This is a genomic window from Lentzea fradiae (assembly GCF_900100955.1).
GTDB classification, from domain to species: Bacteria; Actinomycetota; Actinomycetes; order Mycobacteriales; family Pseudonocardiaceae; genus Lentzea; species Lentzea fradiae.
In genome coordinates, this window is the sequence record NZ_FNCC01000019.1 from 95,013 (window position 1) to 117,787 (window position 22,775).

The following is a 22,775-nucleotide window of genomic DNA, read 5'->3' on the forward strand; positions in this document are numbered from 1 at the left end:
CGCCGGACACCGGCCCGGCCGCGGCCGAAGGCCGGTGAGCAGGGCTCGCCGGGTGACGCGGTCACCGCTTCGAGCTCCGGCGACACGCAGGCCGCGTTCCGGTCCAGAGGCCGACCAGTGGCCGTCCAGCCGTGACGGAAAGCATCGAGGCGCGGCGGTGGACCGGACGTGCGGCGTCCACCCGCGCTGACGGGGGGAACAGGCGGAATGCGGTTAGGTGAGCTGCACCCGAACCTGCGGCTGCGCATCACCGTGGCGTTCGTCGAGCGGACCCTCAACACGATCATCACCCCGCTCATGGCCATCTACCTGGCGAGCGAGGTCGGCGCGGTGCGGGCCGGGCTGCTGGTCGGGGCGGCGGTCGTGCTCGCGGTGGTCGCGAGCCTGCTCGGCGGACCGGTCGCGGACGGCAGGGGCAGGCGGTTGCCGCTGCTGGTGGGCACGTCCGGCACGGCGGTCGCGTTCCTGGGCATGGCGGCGGCCAGTTCGCCGTGGTGGGGCTCCGCGGTGGCGGTGTTCGCCTTCTACGTGCTCAACAACGTGGTGTCGAACTTCGCCCTGCCCGCCAACGAGGCGATGATCGTCGACGTCACCCCGGTCCGGCACCGCAAGGCGGTCTACACGATCCAGTACTGGACGGTGAACGCCGCGCTCGCGGTGGGCGCGCTGGTCGCGAGCTTCCTCTACAGCGGGTACTTCACCGCGATGCTGACCGTCGCGGCGGCGGTCGCGGGTGTGGCCGCGCTGGTGAGCCTGAGGTACCTGACCGAGACCATGCCCGAGGCGGACGGACGGCCGCGGTTCGGCGAGCTGCTGCGCGGCTACGCCGACGCGCTCAGGGACCGCCTGTTCCTGCGGCTCGTCGCGGGCATGACGTTGTGGCTGGGCCTGGAAACGCAGCTCGTCGGCTACATCGGTGTGCGCCTCGCGCAGTCGTACCCGCAGCGCCGCGAGTGGCTCGCTCTCGGACCGTGGCACGTCCACCTCAACGGGGTGGAGGTGCTGGGCGTGCTGCGCGCCGAGAACACGCTGCTGATCGTGGCGCTGGCGGCGTTCTCCGGACGGCTGGCGCGCGGGCTCGCCGACCGGCCGCGCGTCTACCTGGGGATCGCCCTGTTCACGACCGGCACCGTGGTCCTCGCCCTCGGCGCCGACCTGGTCGTGCTGATGACCGCGGTGCTGGTGCTGACCATCGGCGAGCTGCTGCACATTCCCGTGATGCAGGCGATGCTCGCCGGCCTGGTCCCCGAACACGCGCGCACCCGCTACATGGCGGTGTTCAAGCTCGACATCCAGGGCGGCCTGCTGATCTCGGCAGCGGGGATCAGCGCGGGCGCGGTGCTGCCGCCGTGGGGCATGGCGGTGGCGTTCTGCGCGCTCGCCGCTCTGATCGTGACGTCCTACCGGCCCGTGCTCGCCCGGCAGGCCGTCGTCTCGTCCACATAGGACCAAAACGGAGAGAGGGAACGCCGCGATGGCAGTCAAGAGCATCGGCGACGCCCACGTCGTCGTGCTGAACCGGTGGCGCGACTCTTTCGCCGAGTACGCCCGTTATCTCGACCACGACATCGCCCGCGTCACCTACGTCACGACCGATGTCGGCCGGGCCGCCGTGCCCGCCAACGCCCGCGAGGTCGTGATCGTCGAGGACCTCCTCGACCACGCCGCGGTGCGGGTCGCGCTGGAACCCGCGGTGCGCGCCCACGGCCGTCCGGAGGCGGTGGTGGCGCTCCAGGAAAGCGACTTCGCCGTAGCGGCGGCGCTGCGGGAGGAGTTCTCCTCGCAGGGCCGCAAGTCCGCCGATCTCCACCACTTCCTGGACAAGCACGCGATGTTGCTGGCCGCGCAACGGACCGGCGTGCCCGTGCCGCGCTTCGAGCTGGTCACCGGCTCCGCCGGGCTCACCGCGTTCGCCGCCGAGTCCGGCTGGCCGGTGGTGGTGAAGTCGTTGCAGGGCCGGGCGAGCACGGGGGTCCGGCGGCTCGGCTCCCCCGACGCCGTCGCCCTGCTGGACCTCCCCCTCGACGCCGAACATCCGCTGGTGGTCCAGGAACACCTGCCACACCGCGTCTTCCACGCCGACGGCGTGCACCTCGGCGGCGGTGTGCTGGGACCGTGGCGGCTCAACGCCTACCAGAACGTGCCCGGCGCGGCGGCTTTCGGACCGCTGGCCTTCGCTTTGGGAGAGCCGGTCGGGTCGGTCGAGATCGACGACCCCGCGCTGCTCGCCGAGGCCGAGAAGTTCCTGCGGGTGCTGGTGCCCGGCATGTCCGCCGACCCGTGGGTGTTCCACCTGGAGCTGTTCCTGACCCCGGACGGCGAGTTCGTGTTCCTGGAGGTCGGCTGCCGGCCGGGCGGCGGTGAGATCCCGTTCGTGTGGCGGGACGTGCACGGCGTCGACCTGATGGAGTGCGAGTTCTCCTTGCAATGCGGCGAAGTTCCGGACCTCGCGCCGTTCGGCGACGACGAGCCGGTGGCCGGCTGCCTGCACGTGCCGCTGGACCGGCCCGCACCGTGCCGGGTCGTGACCGCCACCAGCATGGTTTCCGAGGACGGCCCTTACTCCGAGGCGATCCCTTCTGCCGGCTCCGTCATCCCCCGCACCTCGGGCTCGTACGAGTTCGTCGGCGGCAGGTTCCGGCACCGGGGCACCTCCACCGCAGAGGTCGCCGCACGGGTGATGGCGACGGCCGCGAACTACCGGCTGGTGACCGAACCGGTGCGGGTCGCGGTGATCGGCGGACGCGTCGAGATGCTCCAGGCAGCCGCCGACCTCGGCCTGGACGTGACGCTGGTGCACTTCCCGGACCGTTGCGACCCCCGCTCGGATGCCTTGTGCGAGAACGTCTTCCGCGTCGACCTGATCGCCGAGCCGGACCGGGTCGTTGACCTGCTGCGCCGCGAACACGCCGAGCGGCCGTTCACCAGGGTCCTCACGCTGACCGAGCCGGGTCTGCTGCCCGCCGCGCGGCTCAACGCCGAGTGGGGACTGGGCGGCAACAGCGTCGAGACCGTGCGGCTGTTGAAGGACAAGGCACTGATGCGCGACCGGCTCGCCGAAGCCGGCCTCTCGCCCGTCCGGTACCGGAGCGTGCGCAGCGCGGAGGAGCTGACGGCGTTCCTGGACGAACTGGACGGCGTACCGGCGGTCGTCAAGCCGCTGGACTCGGGCGGCAGCGACGGCGTGACGATGATCGCGACGCCGCGGGACGTACCTCGTGCGTGGCGCCAGGTCGAGGAGTCCGGACGGACCGTCGTGCTCGCCGAGGAGTACCTCGACGGGCCGGAGATCAGCGTCGAGGCGTTCAGCCACGACGGCGTGCACACCGTCGTCGCGCTGACCGACAAGTTCCTGGGCACCGGCTTCATCGAGGTGGGCCACGCGGTGCCCGCCGACCTCGCCGAACCGGTGCGGCGGCAGGTCTGCGAGCTGACCGTCGCGCTGCTGGACGCGGTCGGCCTGGTCGAAGGGCCGACGCACACGGAGATCAAGCTCACCAGGCGCGGGCCGCGCGTCGTGGAGTCGCACAACCGCGTCGGCGGCGACTACATCCCCGACCTCGTCCGGCTCGTCCACGGTGTGGACCTGGTGCGGCTCGCCGTCGGCGTGCCGCTGGGCCTGATGGCGTGGCGCCCGGAACCGCGGCAGGCCGAGGGCGGCGCGGCGGTGCGGTTCCTCCTCGCCGAGCCCGGCACCGTCACCGAGGTGACCGCGCCGGAAATGCCGGACCCGGCCGTGTCGCTGACGCTCACCGCGAAGCCCGGCACCGAGGTGCCGCCGCTGCGGTGGTCCGACGACCGGGTGTGCGGGCACGTGATCGCCACCGGGGCCACCGCCCGCGACGCCGTGGCGCGCTGCGCGGAGACCGTCTCCCGGGTCCGCATCAGCACCCGCGCGGACTGACACCGCCCGCGCACGTCCACGGAGCTCGAAAGCCGATGCCCCCACCGCCGAGAGGTCCGCGATGATCGTCGACCCCGCAGACCCGAACCGCTTCCTGGTCGAGCTGTCCGACCTGCGCGGGCCGCTGCCCGACCAGGTTCGCCGCCACCGGACCGCCCTGTACGCGGTCGTCGGCTGGGCCCACCAGTACCTGGTCAAGCCGCACCCCGACCTCGGCCGCAAAGGCCCGGTCTGCCCGTTCGCGCAAGGCTCCCTGGACAGGGGGCTGCTGTATCTGGCGGTGCACCCCGGCCGGCCGGGCGCGGTCACCGAGATCACCGACGCCCTGTCCCGCTACCGGGAGTGGTACCTGGAGCTGCGGGCGACGGCGGGACGCGCCGCCCAGTACCTGACGTTCCTGGTGCTGTTCCCGGAGAGCGCTTACCGGCTGGTCGACGAGGCCCAGTCGCGGCTCAAGGCCGGCTACGTCGCACAGGGGCTGATGATCGGCGAGTTCCACGACGGGCCGCCGCCGAAGGCCGGGCTGTGGAACCCGGAGTTCCGTCCACTGCACAGTCCGGTGCCGATGCTGGCGATCCGGTCGCTCGTGCCGACGGACTTCCCGTTCCTGCGCGACGACCGGGACTTCGTCGCGGCCTACCTCGACCGCGTCGGACCCGAGGAGGTTCCTTCGCGCTGGCGCGACGAGGTGGCCGAGGTCGCCGCCGGGTTCGGCCTGGAGGTGCCGGCAACCACGCCCGTGCAGTCGCGTGGCGACACTCGTGGGTGACCACGACCTCGATGCCACCTCCCGGTGCGTGATGCCGGCCATCCACTTGTACCGCAACGGGTTTCTTTCCCACCCGCACGTGTCCTCCCACTGGCCGTGGTGGACGGCCCCCGCTCTACTGGACGGGCCGAAGGTGCGGTGATCCGGGCCACCGCTCACGTCGCCCGGAACTGCGGGAAGAGGTGGGTCTCATGGCAATGCGCAGGACGCTGGTCGCTGTCGTGGTCGCGGGTCTGGTGGCGGTGTGCGCTCCGGCCGCGGGAGCGGAGCAGACGAGGACGGAGGGTCTTGCCGCACAGGACACCGTGGCGGTGATCGAAAGCGCGAACGGTTCGGAGGACGTGTGGCTCCAGACGCTCTGGGACACCAAACCGGTCATCGTCGACGACTACCGGGGCAACGACAGGCAGGTCTGGCGGCTCGGCAGCGGCGACAACCTGATCAGAAACGTGGGGACCGGCCTGTGCGCGGCGGCGATCGGCGGCGTGCTGAAGGGTCGCGAGTGCGACGCGGACGATCCCGGTCAGCTGTGGTGGCGCGAGGGCAGCGGCAACTCGAGGGTGTTCGTCAACGACGAGTTCGGCACCTGCCTGGCCTACGACGGGCACGAGCGCAGCCCGCGCCTGGAGAGGTGCGACCTGTCCGACCGTGACCAGCGCTGGTACGTCAACGAGCAGTAACGCGACCGGCGCCGGCCCGGCTTCGCCCCCGCAACGCCGAGCCGGCGCCTTCGGCGGCACCGCCCGCCCGGCCACCACCCGGATGACGGAACGCGGGACCCCGCGTTCGCAGTGGGCGACATGAACGGGAGTGCGGGCGGGGCGGGTTCGTTGCGGACAGCACCCTTCGGAGGCTTCAGTCCATCCACAACGGATTCGCGCTCATGACCGGGCACATCGCCATCGGTCCGGCTCGGCGTCCGGGCGGACCCGACACCGTCCAAAGTGGATTCTGGTGCTCTCTCTCCGAGGAGACGCCTGCGATCGCCCGGGACGCACGCCCTGCCGAACCAGGCCCGCTCGTCAGGTGGCGAGACGGCCGCGGAGGGGTGCCACCCATCGCGGTGTCCGGTCCGTTGCCGGTGCGCGTCGGCGTCACCCGAGACGTCACAGGCGCCCAACGGCCGGCGAGACCGGGTCAGGCGTCGCGTTCCAACGGGGCTTGGGCGCGGTCGTAGAGGGCGTCCGCGACCTTCTTGCACAGCTCGGCGAAGATGCTGCGCTCCCCCGGCGAGAGGACGGAGCCGCTGATGGCCGCCGCGTCCCGGCGGCTGGCGGCGACGCGGTTGAGGAACTGGCGGCCCGCATCCGTCAGGGTGGTGGTGAGCTCCCTGCGGTCCGTGCCGTCTGCGACCTGCGCGACCAGCTCGCGGTCCTTGAGGAAGCGCAGGGCCTTGGACATGCTTTGCCGCGACACGCCGAGGGCCTCACTGAGCTGCGACGGGGTCATCCGGCCCCGCAGACGCAGGTTCTCCAGGACGTCGTACTGCTGCCAGGTGACGTGCTCGGGGTTCGCTCTGGTGCGCCGCGCCACGAGGACGCACTGGAGGTGGGTCAGCGCGTCTTCCAGCTCGTCCGGTTCCGCCGGCGCGAAAGCGGTGGGGTGTGACTCGCTCACGGTGCTCATGGGCGCCTCGCAATGCTCCGCTGCCGCCTCCCCGCGAGACCTGACGTCTCCGGGACCACGACACGGTTTCCACAGGGAAATAGCTTAACACGAGTCGCACCTTCTGATCAGGACGTTGTCGCCAGCGTGAGGGCGAACCAGTTCCGCACGCGCTCGACGTGGTCCCGGTCGAGCAGGGGCAGGTCGCGGTGGCTGATGCGGCCGCTGCGGGTCAGCAGGTGCGAGGTGAACTCGCCGGGCGGGAGGCCGATGCGCTCGTCCACGTGCTCGAACCAGTCGCGGCTCACCTCGGCCACGCGCTGCATCCGCTCCACCGCCGGTTTGCGCTCCGCTTCGTAGGCGGCCAGGGCGTCGGGCAGGTCGCGGTTGTCGGTGAGCGCCATCGCCAGTGCGACCGCGTCCTCCATCGCGAGCTTGGTGCCGGAACCGATCGAGAAGTGGGTGGTGTGCGCGGCGTCGCCGAGGAGCACCGCGTTCCCGTCGCTCCAGCGGTCGTTGCGCACAGAGGTGAACCTGCCCCAGCGCGAACCGGTGCAGATCAGCCGGTGGCCGCCGAGGAGACCTTCGTCCGCTTCGAGCAGTGCGGCGACGGCGCGCGCGGTGTCCTCCGGGGACCGGCCGGGCTGTTCCAGGCCGCCTGCGCGCAGCACCCGGTCGGTGGTCTCCACGATGAAGGTGCTGTGGCCGGGGGCGTAGGGGTAGGCGTGCACCTGGAGCGGGCCGTGCGGTGTCTCCACGACGGCGAAGGTGAGCTCGTCGAACATCCGGTCGGTGCCCATCCAGAGGTAGCGCGAGTCGCGGGGTTCCAGACGGGTGCCGAACGCCTCGGGGCGGCTCGACCTCGTCGCCGACCCGACGCCGTCCGCCGCGACCACGAGGTCGAACTCGGAGCGCAGCACGGGCAGCGGTGGCGCGGCCGACGCGAAGCGCAGCTCCACCCCGCGGTGCGCGCAGCGCTCGCGCAGCAGCCGCAGCAGCGACCGCCGCCCGACGGCTGAGAACCGATAGCCGTCGTGCGAAATCGTGCGCCCGCGGTAGCGCACGCCGACGGACTCCCACCGGACGAACCTGTCGATGACGGAGTCGAACAGCACGGGGTCGGCGGCCTGGACACCGCCCAGCGCGCCGTCGGAGAACACCACGCCGAAGCCGATCGCATCCTCGGCCTCGCCGCGTTCCCACAGCACGACCTCGTGGCCGGGAGCGACCTGCTTGACCAGGGCGGCGAAGTAGAGGCCGCCCGGTCCCCCGCCGATCACCGCGATGCGCATCTGCAGCTCCTTCCACTGGGGTGCGGTTCGCCCCCGGTGGCGCGACGAGGACGCAATCGTTACCCCCAGGAAACCACTTGTGGGCGAACCGTCGCAACACGACGGCGTCACGCCCTTTGACTACCCGGACTTCGTTACGTACCTTGGCCAATCGATCGCCGAGATGCGCGCGGCTCCGCAGGATGCTAAGACTTGGTTACCCATCAGCAAACATCTGACCCTGCCACTCAGGCTGACCGGGGATGACGACCACATGGCGACGCTGCGAACCGATGACGAGGTGCGCGGGCTGCTGGCCGGGCTGACCGGCAGGCGGGCGCCCGCGTTCGCGGTGCTGTGCCGCGGTCCCGGCCACGCCGACGTGCTGGTCGGGGAGACGACCACCGCGCCGTCGACCGGCCACGTCCCGATCGGCCCGGCCGGGTCGGTGGCACTGCTGCCGTTCCGGCAGCTCACCGAGCGCGGGTTGCCCTGCCGGGACGACGGCACACCCCTGCGGGTGCTCGTGGCCACCGAGCGCCACCTCGTGCCGAGGGCGGCGCTGGAGCGGGTGCTTCCCGCGGGCGCCGAGGTCGTCGACGCCCGCTTCGACGAGGACGACGAGTCCTATGCCGCGCGGGTGCGCGAGGTCGTGACCGGGCAGCCGGGTGGCGGGGTGACGCATTGCCTGCTGCGGCGCGGGTTCACCGCGCGGCTGCGCCGGCCCGGCCCCGCCTCGGTGCTGGCGCTGCTGGGCGGTCTGCTGCGCGGCGAGCGGGGCGCGTACTGGACGTTCGCGGTGCACGAGGGCGGGTCCGGCGGTCTGGCTCTGGTCGGCGCGCCGCCGCAGGGCCAGGTCCGGCTCTCCGGCGGCGAGGTGGTGCTGCGCCCGACGTGCGGCACGTACCACCACCCCGGCACTGGGCCCTCGGCCGAGGGCCTGGTGTCGTTCCTGCGTGACGACAAGGAGTTCGGCGAGCTGGTGACGACGGTCGACGCGGAGCTGGCCTCGCTGTGCGCGCTCGGCCCCGCGGAGATCCGGGTGGAGGGCCCTCTCCTGCTGCCGATGAGCCGCCTGACGCACACCGGCTGCGTGCTGCGCGCCACCGGCGTGCCCGACGCGCGGCGGGTGCTGGCGGGCACGATGTTCGCCGCCACCGCGATCGGCAGCCCGCTCACGGGCGCGCTGCGGCTGATCGCGGAGCGCGAGCCGGACGGGCGTGGTCACTACGGCGGCGCGGTGGCGCTGCTGGAGCCGGACGGCTCGCTGGACGCCGCGACCCTGATCCGGACCTGCGAGGTCGAGGGGTCCGGGCGGGTGCGGGTGTCCGTGGGCGCCACCGTCGGCGCCGGTTCCTCCCCCGCCGCGGAGACCGCCGAGACCAGGGTCAAGGTCGACGCCCTGCTGGCCGCGCTGCGCGGGTCCGGCGCCGCGGCCCAGCCCGCGCCACCTCCACGACCCGGGGTGCTCGCCGCGGACGCCGTCCTCGACGCCCTCTCCGCGCGGCGACGGGAGCTCGCCTCGCACTGGACCCACCCGGCGCCGGCGCGGGAGGACGACCGCGGGCCTGTGCTCGTGGTGGACCTGGGCGACCACGGCGCGGCGGCACTGGCGCACCTCGTCCGCCGGTGTGGCTGGCGGCCGGTCGTGCGCACCGCCGCCGACGTGGCGGCCACCGGTCTGGGAGTGCCCGGCGCGACCGTTCTGCTGGGCCCGGGACCGGGACACGCGGACGACCCGGCGCTCGCCGCGGTGCGCGAGCTCGTGGACGCGGCGCTGCGCGCGGGGCGCGAGGTGCGCGGGGTGGGACTGGGCTTCCAGGTACTGGCACGGCTGCTCGGCTTCGGGGTGGCGCTCCGGCGGAGCGCGGACCGGTCGCGGGCGGTGCCGTCCTTCGGCATCCCGGACAACATGCCGCTGCGCAACGCTTTCGCGGTGACCGGACCGGCGCCCGACGGCGTGCAGGCGCACCGCGACGACGTCACCGGAGAGGTGCTGGCGCTGCGCGGCCGGACCGCGGCAGGGGTGCAGTTCCGCCCGGAGTCGGTGGCGGCGGCCGGCGGCGCCGGGGTGCTCGGCGCGCTGCTGCACCCGGCGGCTCGCTAAACCTCTCGGCAAGCGGTTCACCGGATTCTCGCAACCGGGCCGCCACCGCCCTGCTCGAATGGCCGCCAGGCGTCCTCCGAACGGTCCCGACAACGCTGGACCGATCTCACCAATGGTTGTTCTTGTGACGTGGAAAATTTCCTCACGGATATCGTCTCAAGGGTCATTGCGCACGCGTGCGGACCATTAGCCCGCGTCGGCGCCACGCCCGCACGCCCGTCGCGAACCGATGGGGGCGCCCTTCGCCCACCAACCTCACGCGGTACCCAACCACCTCGTCTTTTATGCCGTACGAGCCGATTCTGCCTATGTCGTCCTCGTTTTCCACCGGGCGGTCGAGAATCTCTAGCCCTGTCGGCAGAACACTCCCCCACATTTTTACCTGGATCACTCGATCGTGTTGACACCTCAAGCCAGGAGCAGGAAACTGATTTCCCAGGGACAACCAGATGTCCGGTCGATCAGTTAGACCGATCAGCCGCCGCCACTTCGTCCCGTCAGGAATCCGTCTGTCTCTCCGTGAGGAGGACTTGTAGTGCCGGAACAAGCTGCAGGACCACGCGACCACGGGAGCGGCGCCGTGGCCGCGCCCCCGCCCCCGCTCGTGCTGACCACCCTGTTCGAGCGAGCGGTCGAGCGGTTCTCCGAGCGACCGGCGCTGGTGGAGGGCGAGCGCGTCACCAGCTACGCCGAGCTGGACCGCTGCTCCGACCTCGTCGCCGCGCGGCTGCGTGAGCGGTGGGACGTCGCCCCCGGTGAACCGGTGGGCGTGCACATGGCCCGCCGCACCGAGCTGTACGCGGTGATGCTGGGCATCCTCAAGGCCGGCGCCTGCGTCACGCCGCTCAACCCCGAGCACCCCGAGCGGTTCGTCGGCCGGGTGGTCGCCGAGTCCGGCATGCGGGTGGTGGTGCACGACGGCGAGCTGGACTTCGGACCGGCGGTGCGCACGGCGCCGGTGGCGGTCCTGACCGAGGACGACGGGGGCGAGGTCGCGAAGTCCGATGTGGACCTCGACGGTGACAGCCTCGCGTTCCTGATGTTCACCTCCGGTTCGACCGGCCGCCCCAAGGGCGTGCGGATCGCGCACCGCGGCCTGGCCCGCCTGGGCCCCGGTCAGGGCCCGCTGGCCGTGACCGAACACGACACCCTGGTGCAGCTCGCGGCATACTCGTTCGCCGCGTCGACCATCGAGATCTGGCTGAGCTTGCTGCACGGCGCGAAGCTGGTCGTGCTGCCGCCCGGCCTGCCGTCGCTGCCGGTGCTGTGCGACGCGCTGCTGCGCCACCGGGTGAGCGTGATGAGCATGCCGGGCGGCCTGTTCAACGTCCTCGTCAACGAGGAGCCGGAGGCGCTGTCCGGTCTGCGGGCGGTGCTGCTCAGCGGCGACTTCCCCTCCCCCACCCACCTGGCCAGGGCCGCCGAGCTCACCGACGGTGTCATCTACAACGGCTACGGCTGCACCGAGAACTCGACGATCTCGCTGCTCCACCCGATCCGCACGCCCGAGGACGTCAGCCGGTACGACCGCGTGCCGGTCGGCAGGCCGCTGCCCGGCGTGGCGGTGCACGTGCTGGACGACGACCTGCGGCCGTGCCCGCCCGGCGAGGTCGGGCAGCTGTGCCTGGGCGGTTCCGGCGTGGCACTGGGGTACCTGGACCAGCCGGAGCTGACCGCCGAGAAGTTCGTGTCCGGCCAGGACGGCGCGGTGCTGTACCGGACCGGCGACCTGGCGCGGCTCACCGGCGACGGCGACGTCGTCCTGGTGGGCCGGGCCGACAGCATGGTGAAGGTCCGCGGCTTCCGGGTGGAGCTGAGCGAGGTGGAGCTCGCGCTCCGCGCGCACCCCGCGGTCGAGCAGGCCGTGGTGCGAGCGTTCGGCGGGGCCGCGGAGGAGAAGCACCTGGCCGCGTTCTACTCCACTTCGGACGGACGGGAGGTGCCGGTCGACGACCTGGTGTCCTACCTGTCCGGCGAGGTGCCCCGCTACGCGGTGCCCTCCTCGTTCCACCACATGGACCGGTTGCCGCACAACGTGAACGGGAAGATCGACCGCAGCGCGCTGACGGACCCGTCCGCGCCCCGCACGACGGAGAAAGGCGATGACAGCATGAACGACTCCGCTGCCCTGCTCGAACCGGTGATCCTCCAGGCGTGGAAGGACATCTCGGGCAACGCGCAGTTCACCACCACCGACTCGTTCCTCGGCCACGGCGGCAACTCGCTGCACTTCGTCCAGCTGGCCAACCGGCTCCAGAAGATCTTCGCGGTGGAGATCGAGACCGAGGACGTCTTCCGCCACGGCACCGTCGAGCGCCTCGCCGCGTTCATCGCCGAGGTCCGCGACAGCCAGTCGGTGAGCCGCTGACCCGTGCCGGGAACGCGCGCCGGGTGACCGAGACGGAGGAGACGAGCGACTGTGAACTCACCACTGGAATCCGCGGTGCTGGAGCTGGCGCGGACGGTCACCGGTGTGGCCGACCTGTCCGCCGCCGACTCGCTGTCCCGGCGCTGCGGCGGTCCGGACGCGCTGCCCCGGGTCTGCGCGGCGGTGCGCGCGGTGTTCGCCGCCGGGCTCACCGGCGAGCTGGTGCGCGGCGCCGACACGGTGGGCGAGCTGGCGCGAGCGGTGGAACGGCTGCGCGAGGGCGCGCCGCGGCGGCCCTCGCTGAGCGCCGGGCTGGCGCAGCGGCGCGGTGACTCCGTTCCGGCGTCGTCCGGGCAGAGCGGCATCTGGCTGGCCGACCAGTACGCGCCCTCGTCCACCGCGTACAACGGCCCGTTCCACGTCCTGTTCCCCGAAGCGCTGGATCCGGAGGCGCTGCGCGAAGCGGTGCGGCGCGTGGTGGACCGCCACGAGGTGCTGCGCACCAACCTGCTGCTGCGCGACGGCGTGCTGACCCAGGTGGTCTCGCCCGAGGCGCGGTTCCGCTACGAGGTGCGCGAGTTCTCGTCGGACGACGAGCCGGCCGCCATCGCCTCCGAGGTCGCCCGGACCAGGGTCGACCTCGGCGCCGACCCGGTGGTGACGGTCGTCTGCGCCACGCGCGCCGGTGGGCCGCGGGAGACGGCGGTCGTGTGCAACATCCACCACGCCGCCTCCGACGCCGCCTCCGCCGGGTTGTTCCTCACCGAGCTGATGGCGCGCTACGACGAGGTGGTCACCGGTCTGCCCACCGCGGACCGCGGGGACCGGCCCCAGTACGCGGACTTCGCGCGCTGGCACGAGCTGCGGCTCGCGGGTCCCGAGCTGCCACGTCTGCTCGACCACTGGACCGACCGGCTCGGCGGCGAGCTGCCCGCGCTGGACCTGCCGACGGACCGGCCGCGCCCGGCCACCCGGCGCTTCGCCGGAGACGTGCTGCCGTTCACCGTGCCCGCGCCGCTGGTGCGCGAGCTGCACGCGCTGGGCGCGGCCGAGGGCGTCACGCTCTTCATGATCGCCCATGCCGCGTACGCGCTGCTGTTGTCCCGGTACGCGCGGCAGGACGAGGTCGCGGTCGGCACCCCGGTGTCGCTGCGCGACCCCGCCGAGGCGGAGGACGTCATCGGCTACCTGGTCAACATGGTGGTGCTGCGGCACCGCTTGGACGACACCGCGACCGTGCGCGACCTGCTGCGGGCGGTGCGCGACGAGGCCGCCGACGCGATGCGGCACAAGTGGGCGCCGTTCGAGAAGGTCATCGAGCGGGTGCGGCCCAAGCGGGGCGGCGGCTACTCGCCGCTGATCCAGACCATGCTGGTGCTCACCCCGCCCGGCTCGACCTGCTTCGAGCGCGGCGGGCGGCGGCTGCCCATCCACCGCGACGTCGGCCACGGCGCCAAGTACGACCTGTCCCTGGTGCTGCAGCCCGGTGACGCGGGTGAGCTGGCCGCGTCGTTCGAGTACGACACCGACCTGTTCGACGCCGGCACCGTGCGCGGACTGGGCGAGCGCCTGGTGCACGTGCTGGCGGAGTTCGCGCGCCGGCCCGACGCCGCGCTGGGCGAGGTGCGCCTGTTGTCGCCGCGGGAGGAGCGCGCGCTGCTGGCGCGCGACGACCGGGTGGCCGAGCGCACGCCACCGCGGCCGACCTCGGAGCTGTTCGAGGAACGGGTCGCGAAGGCACCCGACGCCGTCGCCGTGGAGCACGAGGACCGGTCGCTGACCTACCGGGAGCTGAACGAGCAGGCCAACCGCCTCGCCCATCTCCTGCGCGAGCGCGGGACCGGGGTGGGCGACCGCGTCGGCCTGTACCTGCGGCGGTCGGTGGAGTCGGTGGTGGCGCTGCTGGGCGTGCTGAAGTCCGGCGCGGCCTACGTGCCGGTGGACCCGTCCTACCCGCGCGACCGCGTCGAGGACATGCTCGCGGACGCGGGTGTGCGGCTCATCATCACCGACTCCGCTTCCGCGTCCGGCCTGCCCGCCACCGCGCAACGGCTGGAGCTCGACCGCGAGGACCTGTCCGGCCTGCCCGCCGACGACCCCGGCCGGGTCAAGCGGCCGGAGGACGAGGTCTACGTCGTCCACACCTCGGGCTCGACCGGGCGCCCCAAGGGCGTGGTGATCCGCGACGAGACGGTGGCCAACCTGGTCGAGGTGCAGGACCGGGTCTCCCCCGTCGGCGCGACCGGCAGGACGTTGCAGTACATGTCGCTGTCGTTCGACGTGTCGGTGATGGAGATCCTCGGCACGCTGTGCGCGGGCGGCACCCTGGTGCTGATCTCCGAGGAGGTCCGCAAGGACCTGCACGCGCTGGCGGAGTTCCTGCGCCGGCACGACATCGCCCGCGTGTACCTGCCCTACGTCGCGGTGCAGGGGCTCGCGGCCATCGCCGCGGACGCCGGGCTGCGGCTGGAGGCGCTGCGCGAGGTCGCCTCGGTCGGTGAGCAGCTCGTCGTCTCACCGCAGATCCGCCGGTTCTTCGCCGAGCACCCCGATGCCCGCCTGCTGAACATGTACGGCCCGTCCGAGACCCACCTGGCGACCTGGCACGAGGTCGGGGGCGACCCGGCGTCCTGGCCGGAGGCGCCCGCCATCGGCCACGGCATCGCCGGCCTGCGCCTGGCCGTGCTGGACCGGCGCGGCGCGGTCGTGCCGCCGGGCGTGCCGGGAGAGCTGCACCTGGGCGGCCCGGTGCTGTCGCCGGGCTACCACCGGCGGCCGGAGGAGACTGAGCAGCGCTTCCTGCCGGACCCGTTCCACCCCGGCGAGGTGCTGTACCGCACGGGCGACCTGGTGCGGCGCACCCGCGACGGCCTGGAGTACCTGGGCCGCGTGGACGACCAGATCAAGATCAGGGGCTACCGGATCGAGCCCGCCGAGGTCGAGGCCGCCATCGACGCGCTGGACCTGGTCGCGGCGTCGGCGGTCACGGCGGTGGACGTCGCGCCCGGAGACCGGCGGCTGGTGGCGTTCGTCGCGGGCGGTCCCGAAGACCCCCGGGAGGTCGCCCGCGCGCTGACCGGCGTGCTGCCCGACCACATGGTGCCCGCGCACGTCGTGCGGCTGGAGCGGCTGCCGCTGACCCCGAGCGGCAAGGCCGACCGCAAGGCGCTGCGGGGCATGTTCTCCTTGGAGGACACCAGGTCCGACGCGCCGGCCGAACCGCCCGCCACGCCGCTGGAGGAGTCGGTGGCCCGGCAGTGGGCCGAGCTGCTCGGTGGCGGCGCGGTCGGCCGCCACGACGACTTCTTCACCCTCGGCGGCCACTCGATCATGGCGACCGAGCTCGTCTACCGGCTGCGTCGCGAGCACGACGTGGACCTGCCGCTGCGGGTGATGCTGGAGAACCCGACGGTGGCGGGCATGGCGGCCCGCATCGCGGAGATCCGGGACACCGGCACGACGGCCGCGCCACGCGGCCTCGACCTGCCCGCCGAGGTCCGCCTCCCGGAGGGTTTCGCGGTGAGCGGGACCCCGGTGGCCGACGACGAGGTGACCGACGTGCTGCTCACCGGCGCGACCGGGTTCCTCGGCGCGTTCCTGGTGCGCGACCTGCTGCGCACGACGAACCTGCGGGTGCACTGCCTGGTCAGGGCCGGCGACGCGGAGCGGGCGTGGGCCCGGCTGCTGGACACCGCGCGGCGGTACGGCATCGAGGAGGCCCTCGACCCGGCACGCGTGGTGGCCGTCCCCGGCGACCTGACCCGCGAGCGCCTCGGACTGTCCGAAGAGGACCACGACGCGCTGGCGGAGGCGGTCGGCGTGGTGTACCACGCCGCCGCGCACATCAACTTCATGCTGCCCTACAGCTCGGTGAAGGCGACCAATGTGGACGGCACGTCCCGTGTCGTCGCGTTCGCGGCGCACCGCCGGGTGAAGCGGCTGCACCACATGTCCACCATCGCGGTGTTCTCGCCCGCCGAGCCGGAGGGCGTGCTCACCGAGGAGTCCACGCCCCTGGCGCCGGAAGCGCTGGGCATCGGCTACACCCAGAGCAAGTGGGTGGCCGAGCGGATCGTGTCGCAGGCGGGGAACGCGGGCCTGCCGGTCACGATCTACCGCATCGGCCGCGTCTCCGGCGACAGCGCCACCGGCGCGTGCCAGCCGGACGACTTCCTGTGGAGGCAGGTCAAGAGCTTCATCCAGCTCGGCGCCGCCCCTCCCGGCGACACCCTGACCACCGACCTGCTGCCGGTGGACTACGTCGCCCGCGCCGTCGTGGCGCTCTCCCGCGACCCGGGAGCGCACGACAGGACGCTGCACCTGTTCCACCCGCGCGGCTCCGACTTCGACACCGTCTACCAGGGCATCCGGGCCTGCGGCCACGACGTGCGCGTGGTGGCCGAGGACCACTGGTGGGAGCTGCTGGAGCGCTCCGCGGCCGCACCCGGCGGCAACGCGCTGGCGGCGACCGTGCCGCTGTTCCGCGAGGGCGCGCTGGAACTGGGTGACAACACCTACCGCAACGACCTCACCGCGACGCTGCTCGAACGGCTCGGCCTGCCGTTCCCGGACATCGAGCCGGGTGCCGTGGCGCGGATGATCCGCTACTTCGAGGGCGTCGGTGAGCTCGCCGAGGCCGAGGTGCCCGAGCCCGTGGCCTGACCACCCAGGTCGTGCCGTCCCCCCGTCGATTCGACCCTATCCGCCCCGCACCCGTGCGGGTCGTGGAGGAACACGATGACGACCCAGATGATCCGCTTCGATCGGCTGCGAGAGGTTCACGCCGTCGAGTCGCTGCCCGCACGCCAGCAGCCCCGGTGGTGCGACGAGCACCGGCTGGCCGAGGTGCGCACCCGGCTGTCCATCGCCGAACCCATCATCGACCACGAGTCGGTGCGCGAGCTGTCGGCGCTGCTGGCCCGCGCCGTGCACGGCGAGTTCTCCGTGCTCCAGGCCGGCGACTGCGCCGAGGACCCCGCCGAGTGCGGGGCCGACGACATCCGCCCCAAGGTGGAGCTGCTCGACCTGCTCGGCGACATCATGCGCACCGGTGCGGGCACACCGGTGCTGAAGGTCGGCCGCATCGCCGGGCAGTACGCCAAGCCTCGCTCCGCCGAGACCGAGATGTGCGACGGCGTGGAGCTGCCCGTCTACCGCGGTTCGATCGTCAACAGCCCCGTGCCCACCGCGGCGGCGCGCCGCGCCGACCCCGAGCGCGTCCTGCTGGGCCACGTGGCCGCGCGCAGGGCCGTCGGGGTGATCGACGACCTCGGCCGCGGCGCCGGTGCCGCGCCGGAGCAGCGGGTGTGGACCAGCCACGAGGCGCTGCTGCTGGACTACGAGGTGCCGCAGGTCCGCCGGACCGCGACCGGAGAGGTGTACCTCACCGGCACGCACTGGCCGTGGATCGGCGAGCGCACCCGGCAGCTCGACGGCGCGCACGTGCGGCTGCTGTCGCTCGTGGACAACCCGGTGGGGTGCAAGATCGGCCCGACCACGAGCGTGGACGAGGTGCTGGGCCTGTGCTCCGCGCTGGACCCGCACCGCACCCCCGGCAGGCTGACCCTGATCCCCCGCTTCGGCGCGGCGCACATCGACGGCCTGGCGCCGCTGGTGCGCGCGGTCGTGCGCGCGGGACACCCGGTGCTGTGGCTGTGCGACCCCATGCACGGCAACACCGTCGTGGGTGACCACGGCCTCAAGACGCGCCGGCTCGACGACGTGATGACGGAGATCAACCGCTTCGTCTCGGTGGTCGCCGGCAACGGCGGCGTGCCGGCCGGCCTGCACCTGGAGGCGTCCCCCGCGGACGTGTCCGAGTGCGAGGGCGCGGGGGCCGTGGTGCGGCGCGGCGAGCACTACCGGACGCTGTGCGACCCCCGGCTGAACACGACGCAGGCCGTCGCCGCCGTCGCCCACTGGCACCGCGAGTCGCCGCGGGTGGCGGCGTGAGCCGGTCCGCCACGCTCCCCGGCCTGCCCGAGTCCGGTCCGTTCGCGCTGCTGCACCGCCCCGGTGACGGCGTGGACGTGGTCGAGGTGCTCGCCGGCCCGGTGCGCCGCGCCGCCCGGCTCGACGAGCTGGACCTCGACGGTCCGGCGAGCGGGCGCGGCGACGGGCACACCGGTCTGGTCGTCATGCCCTACCGGCAGATCGCCGAGCGCGGCTTCGACTGCCCCGACGACGGCGAACCGCTGCTGCTGATGGAGGTGCGCAGCGAGCACCGGGTGCCGGTGGACGACGCCGTCGCCGCGCTGCCCGCCCGGGTCCCGCAGGTCGAAGGGCTCGCGTTCGACCTGGACGACGACGCCTACGCCGAGACCATCGAGCGCCTCGTCCGGTCGGAGATCGCGACGGGCGAGGGGGCGAACTTCGTGCTGGCGCGCAGCCTGCACGGCCGGTTCCGGCACTTCGGCCGGGAGGCGGCGCTGGCGGTGTTCCGCGGGCTGCTCACCGGCGAGAGCGGCACGTACTGGACGTTCCTGGTGCACACCGGCGACCGGTACCTGGTCGGCAGCTCCCCCGAGCGGCACGTGCGCGTGCACGGCGACGAGCTGGCGATGAACCCCATCAGCGGCACCTACCGGATGCCGGAGGGCGGGGCGGACCACGACGGTCTGCTGCGGTTCCTGCGCGATCCCAAGGAGGTCGACGAGCTCTACATGGTCGTCGACGAGGAGCTGAAGATGATGGCGGCGCTGTGCGACCGGGACGTGGTGGTCTCCGGGCCGTCGCTGACGTGGATGTCGCACGTCGCGCACACCGGCTACCACCTGACCGGACGCTCCGGCCGCCCGCTGGCCGAGGTGCTGCGGCGCACCACGTTCGCGCCGACGGTGACCGGCAGCCCGCTGGAGAACGCCTGCCGGGTGGTCGCGAGGTACGAGCCCGGCGGGCGCGGCTACTACAGCGGCGTGGTCGCGATGGTGGGCGCCGAGCGGGGCCGCCGGTCGCTGGACTCGGCGATCCTGATCCGGATGGCCGACATCGCGGCGGACGGCGCCGTCCGGCTCACCACGGGCGCGACGATCGTGCGCCACTCGGTGCCGGCCGCGGAGGCCGCCGAGACCTCCGCGAAGGCCGCCGCGATGCTGCGGGTGATGACCGGCGGGCGGACGGCTCCGGCCGCCGCGCCGCCGTCCGCCGCGCTGAACGAGGTGCTCCGGTCCCGCAACGACGGTGTGTCGGCGTTCTGGCGGTCGGCGGACGCGCAGCGCGTGACGGACCCGCTGCTGCGGGGCGTGCCGGTGACCGTCGTGGACGCCGAGGACGACTTCAGCGCGATGCTGGCGTACCAGCTGCGGGCGCTGGGCTGCGCGGTGCGGGTGGTGCCGTGGTGGCGGGCGTCCGCCGCCGACGCGGACGAGGGCGTGCTGCTGCTGGGCCCGGGGCCCGGCACGCCGACCGACCTGGGCGATCCCAGGATCGCGGCGTTGCACGACCTCGCCGCCGACGCCCTGGAGCGGTGCCGCCCCCTGGTCGCGGTGTGCCTGGGCCACCAGGTGGTGTGCGACCGGCTGGGACTGCCACCGGTCCGGCTGCCGCGTCCTCACCAGGGGCGGCGCCGACGGGTGCGGGTGCACGACCGGGAACGGTGGCTGGGCTTCTACAACAGCTTCGCGGCGCGGGCCGGTGAGCGGGCGGTGCGCGCGGGCGACCGGCCGGTGCACGTCGAGACCGACCCGGACGGGTGGGTGCTGGCGCTGCGCGCCCCCGGGCTGTCCACGGCCCAGTTCCACGCCGAGTCGTTCCTGACCGAGGACAGTCCCGCGATCCTGCGGACCATGCTGCGCGACGCGCTCGCGCACGACGCCGCGGCACCGGTCGCCCCGCGCACGAGAGGAGAGCACGTCCATGAGCACGTCTAGCCAGGCCGCGCTCCGCGTCGAGCCCCGGGAGCTGCGCCGCTTCCTGGGCAACTTCCCCACCGGTGTCACCGTGGTGACCTGCCGGCGCGGGGACGTGGTGCACGGCGCGACGGTCAACGCCTTCACGTCGGTGTCGCTGACGCCGCCGCTGGTGCTGACCTGTCTGGACCGGCGCAGCCGCGCCTGCGCGCACCTGGCCGAGGGGACGTTCGTGGTGAACGTGCTCGGCGAGGCCCAGCGCGACGTGGCGCTGCACTTCGCGGGCCGCCCGATGGCGGGTCCCGTGCCCTGGGTCGAGCAGGAGGGCGACCTCCCGCGCCTGGACGGCGTGGTCGGCCACCTGTTCTGCCGGGTGTGGCGCAACTACGACGGAGGCGACCACGTGCTGCACGTGGCCGAGGTCGAGGACCTCCGGCTGCACGGCGGCAGGCCGCTGCTGTTCCACCGGGGCGACTTCCCGCGCATGGCCGACGGCGACCCGGTGTGGTCGCTGACGCTGGACGGCTGGGCGCCCCAGCTCACCACCCGCTGACGGAGGGAAAGCAGGCATGACCACGTTGCGCGACCGAGCACCCGCCCCCAGCGGGGCGCGTGTGACCCGGCCGATGACCGGCGACGAGTACCTGGAGAGCATCCGCGACGGCCGCGAGGTGTGGGCCTACGGCGAGCGCGTGCGCGACGTCACCGAGCACCCGGCGTTCCGCAACACCGCCCGCATGACGGCACGCCTCTACGACGCGCTGCACGACCCGGAGCACCGGGACGTGCTGACCGTGCCGACCGACACCGGCAGCGACGGCTTCACGCACAGCTTCTTCCGCGTGCCGCGCAGCGTCGAGGACCTGGTCCACGACCGCGACGCCATCGCCAGGTGGGCCCGGCTGTCCTACGGCTGGCTGGGCCGCAGCCCCGACTACAAGGCGAGCTTCCTGACGACGCTGGGCGCGAAGCCCGAGTACTACGGCGACTTCGCGGGCAACGCGCGCCGCTGGTACACCGAGGCGCAGGAGAAGGTGCTGTTCTGGAACCACGCGGTGATCAACCCGCCGGTCGACAGGAACCGCCCGCCGGACGAGGTGGACGACGTCTTCGTGCACGTCGAGGAGGAGCGTGACGACGGCCTGGTGGTCAGCGGCGCCAAGGTGGTGGCCACCGGGTCGGCGCTGACCCACGCGAACTTCATCGCCCACTACGGGTTGCCGGTGAAGAAGAAGGAGTTCGCGCTCGTCGCCACGTTCCCGATGAACGCGCCGGGGCTGAAGCTGATCTGCCGGCAGTCCTACGAGCTGGCGTCCGCGCGGACGGGCAGCCCGTTCGACCAGCCGCTGTCGAGCCGGTTGGACGAGAACGACACCATCTTCATCCTCGACCGGGTGAAGATCCCGTGGGAGAACGTGTTCATCTACGGCGACACGGCGAAGGCGGGCACGTTCCTCACCCAGTCCGGCTTCACCCACCGGCTCACCTTCCACGGCGTGACGCGGCTGGGCGTGAAGCTGGACTTCCTGGCCGGCCTGCTGCTCAAGGGCCTGGAGGTGACCGGCACCAAGGACTTCCGCGGGGTGCAGACCCGCGTCGGCGAGGTGCTGGCGTGGCGCAACCTGTTCTGGGGCCTGAGCGACGCGATGGCACGCACGCCGAACGCGTGGCACGGGGACGCGGTGCTGCCGAACCTGGACTACGGCATGGCGTACCGGTGGTTCATGACGCTGGGCTACCCGCGGGTGCGGGAGATCATCATGCAGGACCTCAGCAGTGCCCTGATCTACCTCAACTCGCACGCCAAGGACTTCCGCGAACCGGAGCTGCGGCCGTACCTGGACCGCTTCATGCGCGGCTCCGGCGGCTACGACGCGGTGTCGCGGGCCAAGCTGATGAAGCTGATCTGGGACTCGGTGGGCACCGAGTTCGCGGGCCGTCACGAGCTCTACGAGCGCAACTACTCCGGCAACCACGAGAACGTGCGCATCGAGCTGCTGCTGGCGCAGACGGCCTCCGGTCAGGTGGACGAGTACAAGGGCTTCGCCGAGCAGTGCATGTCCGAGTACGACCTGGACGGGTGGACCGCGCCGGACCTGGCCGGCCCCGGCCGGGAGTGACGACGTGGCGCCGCCGGGCGACCGGGGCGCGGGCGGCGGTGCGTCCGCCGCCCGCGCCCGCGGTCATCCCGTGACCAGTGCGAGGGTGAAGCCGTCATGGCCCTTGGCGCCGACGGTCTGCAGGGTCGTCGCCTCCACGCGGGGCTCGTCGGCGACGAGCTCCAGGAAGCGGCGCACACCCCGCACACCACGGTCGGGGTGGCCGGGGTCGGCGACCGCGCCGCCCTGCACCACGTTGTCGACGACGATCAGCGAGCCGGTGCGGGTGAGCTTGAGCGCCCACTCGAAGTACTCGGGGATGTCGGGCTTGTTGGCGTCGACGAACACCAGGTCGAAGGGTGCGGCGGGATCGCCGGCGAGGCCGGGCAGGACGTCCAGCGCCCGGCCGGTCAGCTGGCGGACCCGGTCGGCGACGCCGGCGCGGGCGATGTGCCCGGCGGCCGCGGCGGCGAAGGACTCCTCGTACTCGATGGTCACCAGCGTGCCGCCGGCGGGCAGTGCCCTGGCCAGCCAGATGGTGCTGTACCCGCCGAAGGTGCCGATCTCCAGGATCGTCCTGGCGCCGCGGATCCGTGCCAGCAGGTGCAGGAACTTGCCCTGGGCGGGCGAGACCGCGATGTCCGGGAGCTCGAACCCGACATTGGCCCGAGCCGCGTCCTCCAGCGCCGGGTCCGGCGCCACGAGAAGGTTGTCGATGTAGGCGTCCACTGCGTTCCAAGAATCGTGTCCCATACCTGACAATTCTACGGAGGAGACCCCGGCAGGCAAACTCCGGAAATCATCC

General features: G+C 72.8%; 14 protein-coding genes. 11 read left to right on the forward strand and 3 right to left on the reverse strand.

Annotation, left to right across the window (positions count from 1 at the left end; all coding sequences use genetic code 11):
* The first annotated feature begins 207 nt into the window (after positions 1-207).
* The 4 genes from BLT23_RS35380 to BLT23_RS35395 all read left to right on the forward strand — a co-directional run bounded on the left by BLT23_RS35380 (position 208) and on the right by BLT23_RS35395 (position 5,353).
* Positions 208-1,446, forward strand: coding sequence for an MFS transporter (locus BLT23_RS35380; RefSeq protein ID WP_090058415.1), 1,239 nt, complete (start codon positions 208-210; stop codon positions 1,444-1,446).
* A 28-nt stretch (positions 1,447-1,474) separates the two neighbouring features.
* Positions 1,475-3,904 carry an ATP-grasp domain-containing protein gene (locus BLT23_RS41450; protein ID WP_218133983.1) on the forward strand — a complete coding sequence of 810 codons (2,430 nt, stop codon included), beginning with the start codon at positions 1,475-1,477 and terminating at the stop codon, positions 3,902-3,904.
* Between the two features lie 61 nt (positions 3,905-3,965).
* Positions 3,966-4,673 (forward strand): DUF6875 domain-containing protein, encoded by a 708-nt coding sequence (locus tag BLT23_RS35390; protein ID WP_090058418.1) that lies wholly within the window; start codon positions 3,966-3,968, stop codon positions 4,671-4,673.
* 191 nt (positions 4,674-4,864) lie between these two features.
* Positions 4,865-5,353: a ricin-type beta-trefoil lectin domain protein gene (locus BLT23_RS35395; protein ID WP_090058422.1), complete on the forward strand. Its 489-nt coding sequence runs from the start codon at positions 4,865-4,867 to the stop codon at positions 5,351-5,353.
* A gap of 457 nt (positions 5,354-5,810) precedes the next feature.
* Here BLT23_RS35395 and BLT23_RS35400 read toward each other — a convergent pair whose 3' ends face one another.
* Positions 5,811-6,299, reverse strand: coding sequence for a MarR family winged helix-turn-helix transcriptional regulator (locus tag BLT23_RS35400; protein WP_090058426.1), 489 nt, complete (start codon positions 6,297-6,299; stop codon positions 5,811-5,813).
* A gap of 107 nt (positions 6,300-6,406) precedes the next feature.
* On the reverse strand, positions 6,407-7,570 hold the full coding sequence (locus BLT23_RS35405; RefSeq protein ID WP_090058430.1) for an FAD-dependent monooxygenase: 1,164 nt from the start codon (positions 7,568-7,570) through the stop codon (positions 6,407-6,409).
* A 253-nt stretch (positions 7,571-7,823) separates the two neighbouring features.
* Here BLT23_RS35405 and BLT23_RS35410 point away from each other — a divergent pair, with 253 nt between their 5' ends.
* The 7 genes from BLT23_RS35410 (at position 7,824) to BLT23_RS35440 (ending at position 21,991) form a co-directional block, all read left to right on the forward strand.
* Positions 7,824-9,656 (forward strand): chorismate-binding protein, encoded by a 1,833-nt coding sequence (locus tag BLT23_RS35410; RefSeq protein WP_176947072.1) that lies wholly within the window; start codon positions 7,824-7,826, stop codon positions 9,654-9,656.
* Between the two features lie 580 nt (positions 9,657-10,236).
* Positions 10,237-12,024, forward strand: coding sequence for a non-ribosomal peptide synthetase (locus BLT23_RS35415; protein ID WP_176947073.1), 1,788 nt, complete (start codon positions 10,237-10,239; stop codon positions 12,022-12,024).
* A 51-nt stretch (positions 12,025-12,075) separates the two neighbouring features.
* Positions 12,076-16,686, forward strand: coding sequence for a non-ribosomal peptide synthetase family protein (locus BLT23_RS35420; protein WP_090058444.1), 4,611 nt, complete (start codon positions 12,076-12,078; stop codon positions 16,684-16,686).
* Positions 16,687-16,761: 75 nt separating this feature from the next.
* Positions 16,762-17,976: a 3-deoxy-7-phosphoheptulonate synthase gene (locus tag BLT23_RS35425; RefSeq protein WP_245744524.1), complete on the forward strand. Its 1,215-nt coding sequence runs from the start codon at positions 16,762-16,764 to the stop codon at positions 17,974-17,976.
* Positions 17,973-19,892 carry a chorismate-binding protein gene (locus BLT23_RS35430; RefSeq protein WP_090058449.1) on the forward strand — a complete coding sequence of 640 codons (1,920 nt, stop codon included), beginning with the start codon at positions 17,973-17,975 and terminating at the stop codon, positions 19,890-19,892. Before BLT23_RS35425 ends, BLT23_RS35430 begins: the two co-directional genes overlap by 4 nt.
* Positions 19,879-20,424 carry a flavin reductase family protein gene (locus BLT23_RS35435; protein ID WP_090058453.1) on the forward strand — a complete coding sequence of 182 codons (546 nt, stop codon included), beginning with the start codon at positions 19,879-19,881 and terminating at the stop codon, positions 20,422-20,424. Before BLT23_RS35430 ends, BLT23_RS35435 begins: the two co-directional genes overlap by 14 nt.
* 16 nt (positions 20,425-20,440) lie before the next feature.
* The gene (locus BLT23_RS35440; RefSeq protein ID WP_090058457.1) at positions 20,441-21,991 is read left to right on the forward strand and encodes a 4-hydroxyphenylacetate 3-hydroxylase family protein; all 1,551 of its coding nucleotides are present in this window, start codon (positions 20,441-20,443) and stop codon (positions 21,989-21,991) included.
* Between the two features lie 63 nt (positions 21,992-22,054).
* Here the strand turns inward: BLT23_RS35440 and BLT23_RS35445 are convergent, their stop codons facing one another.
* Positions 22,055-22,723: an O-methyltransferase gene (locus BLT23_RS35445; protein WP_090058461.1), complete on the reverse strand. Its 669-nt coding sequence runs from the start codon at positions 22,721-22,723 to the stop codon at positions 22,055-22,057.
* Between the last annotated feature and the right edge of the window lie 52 nt (positions 22,724-22,775).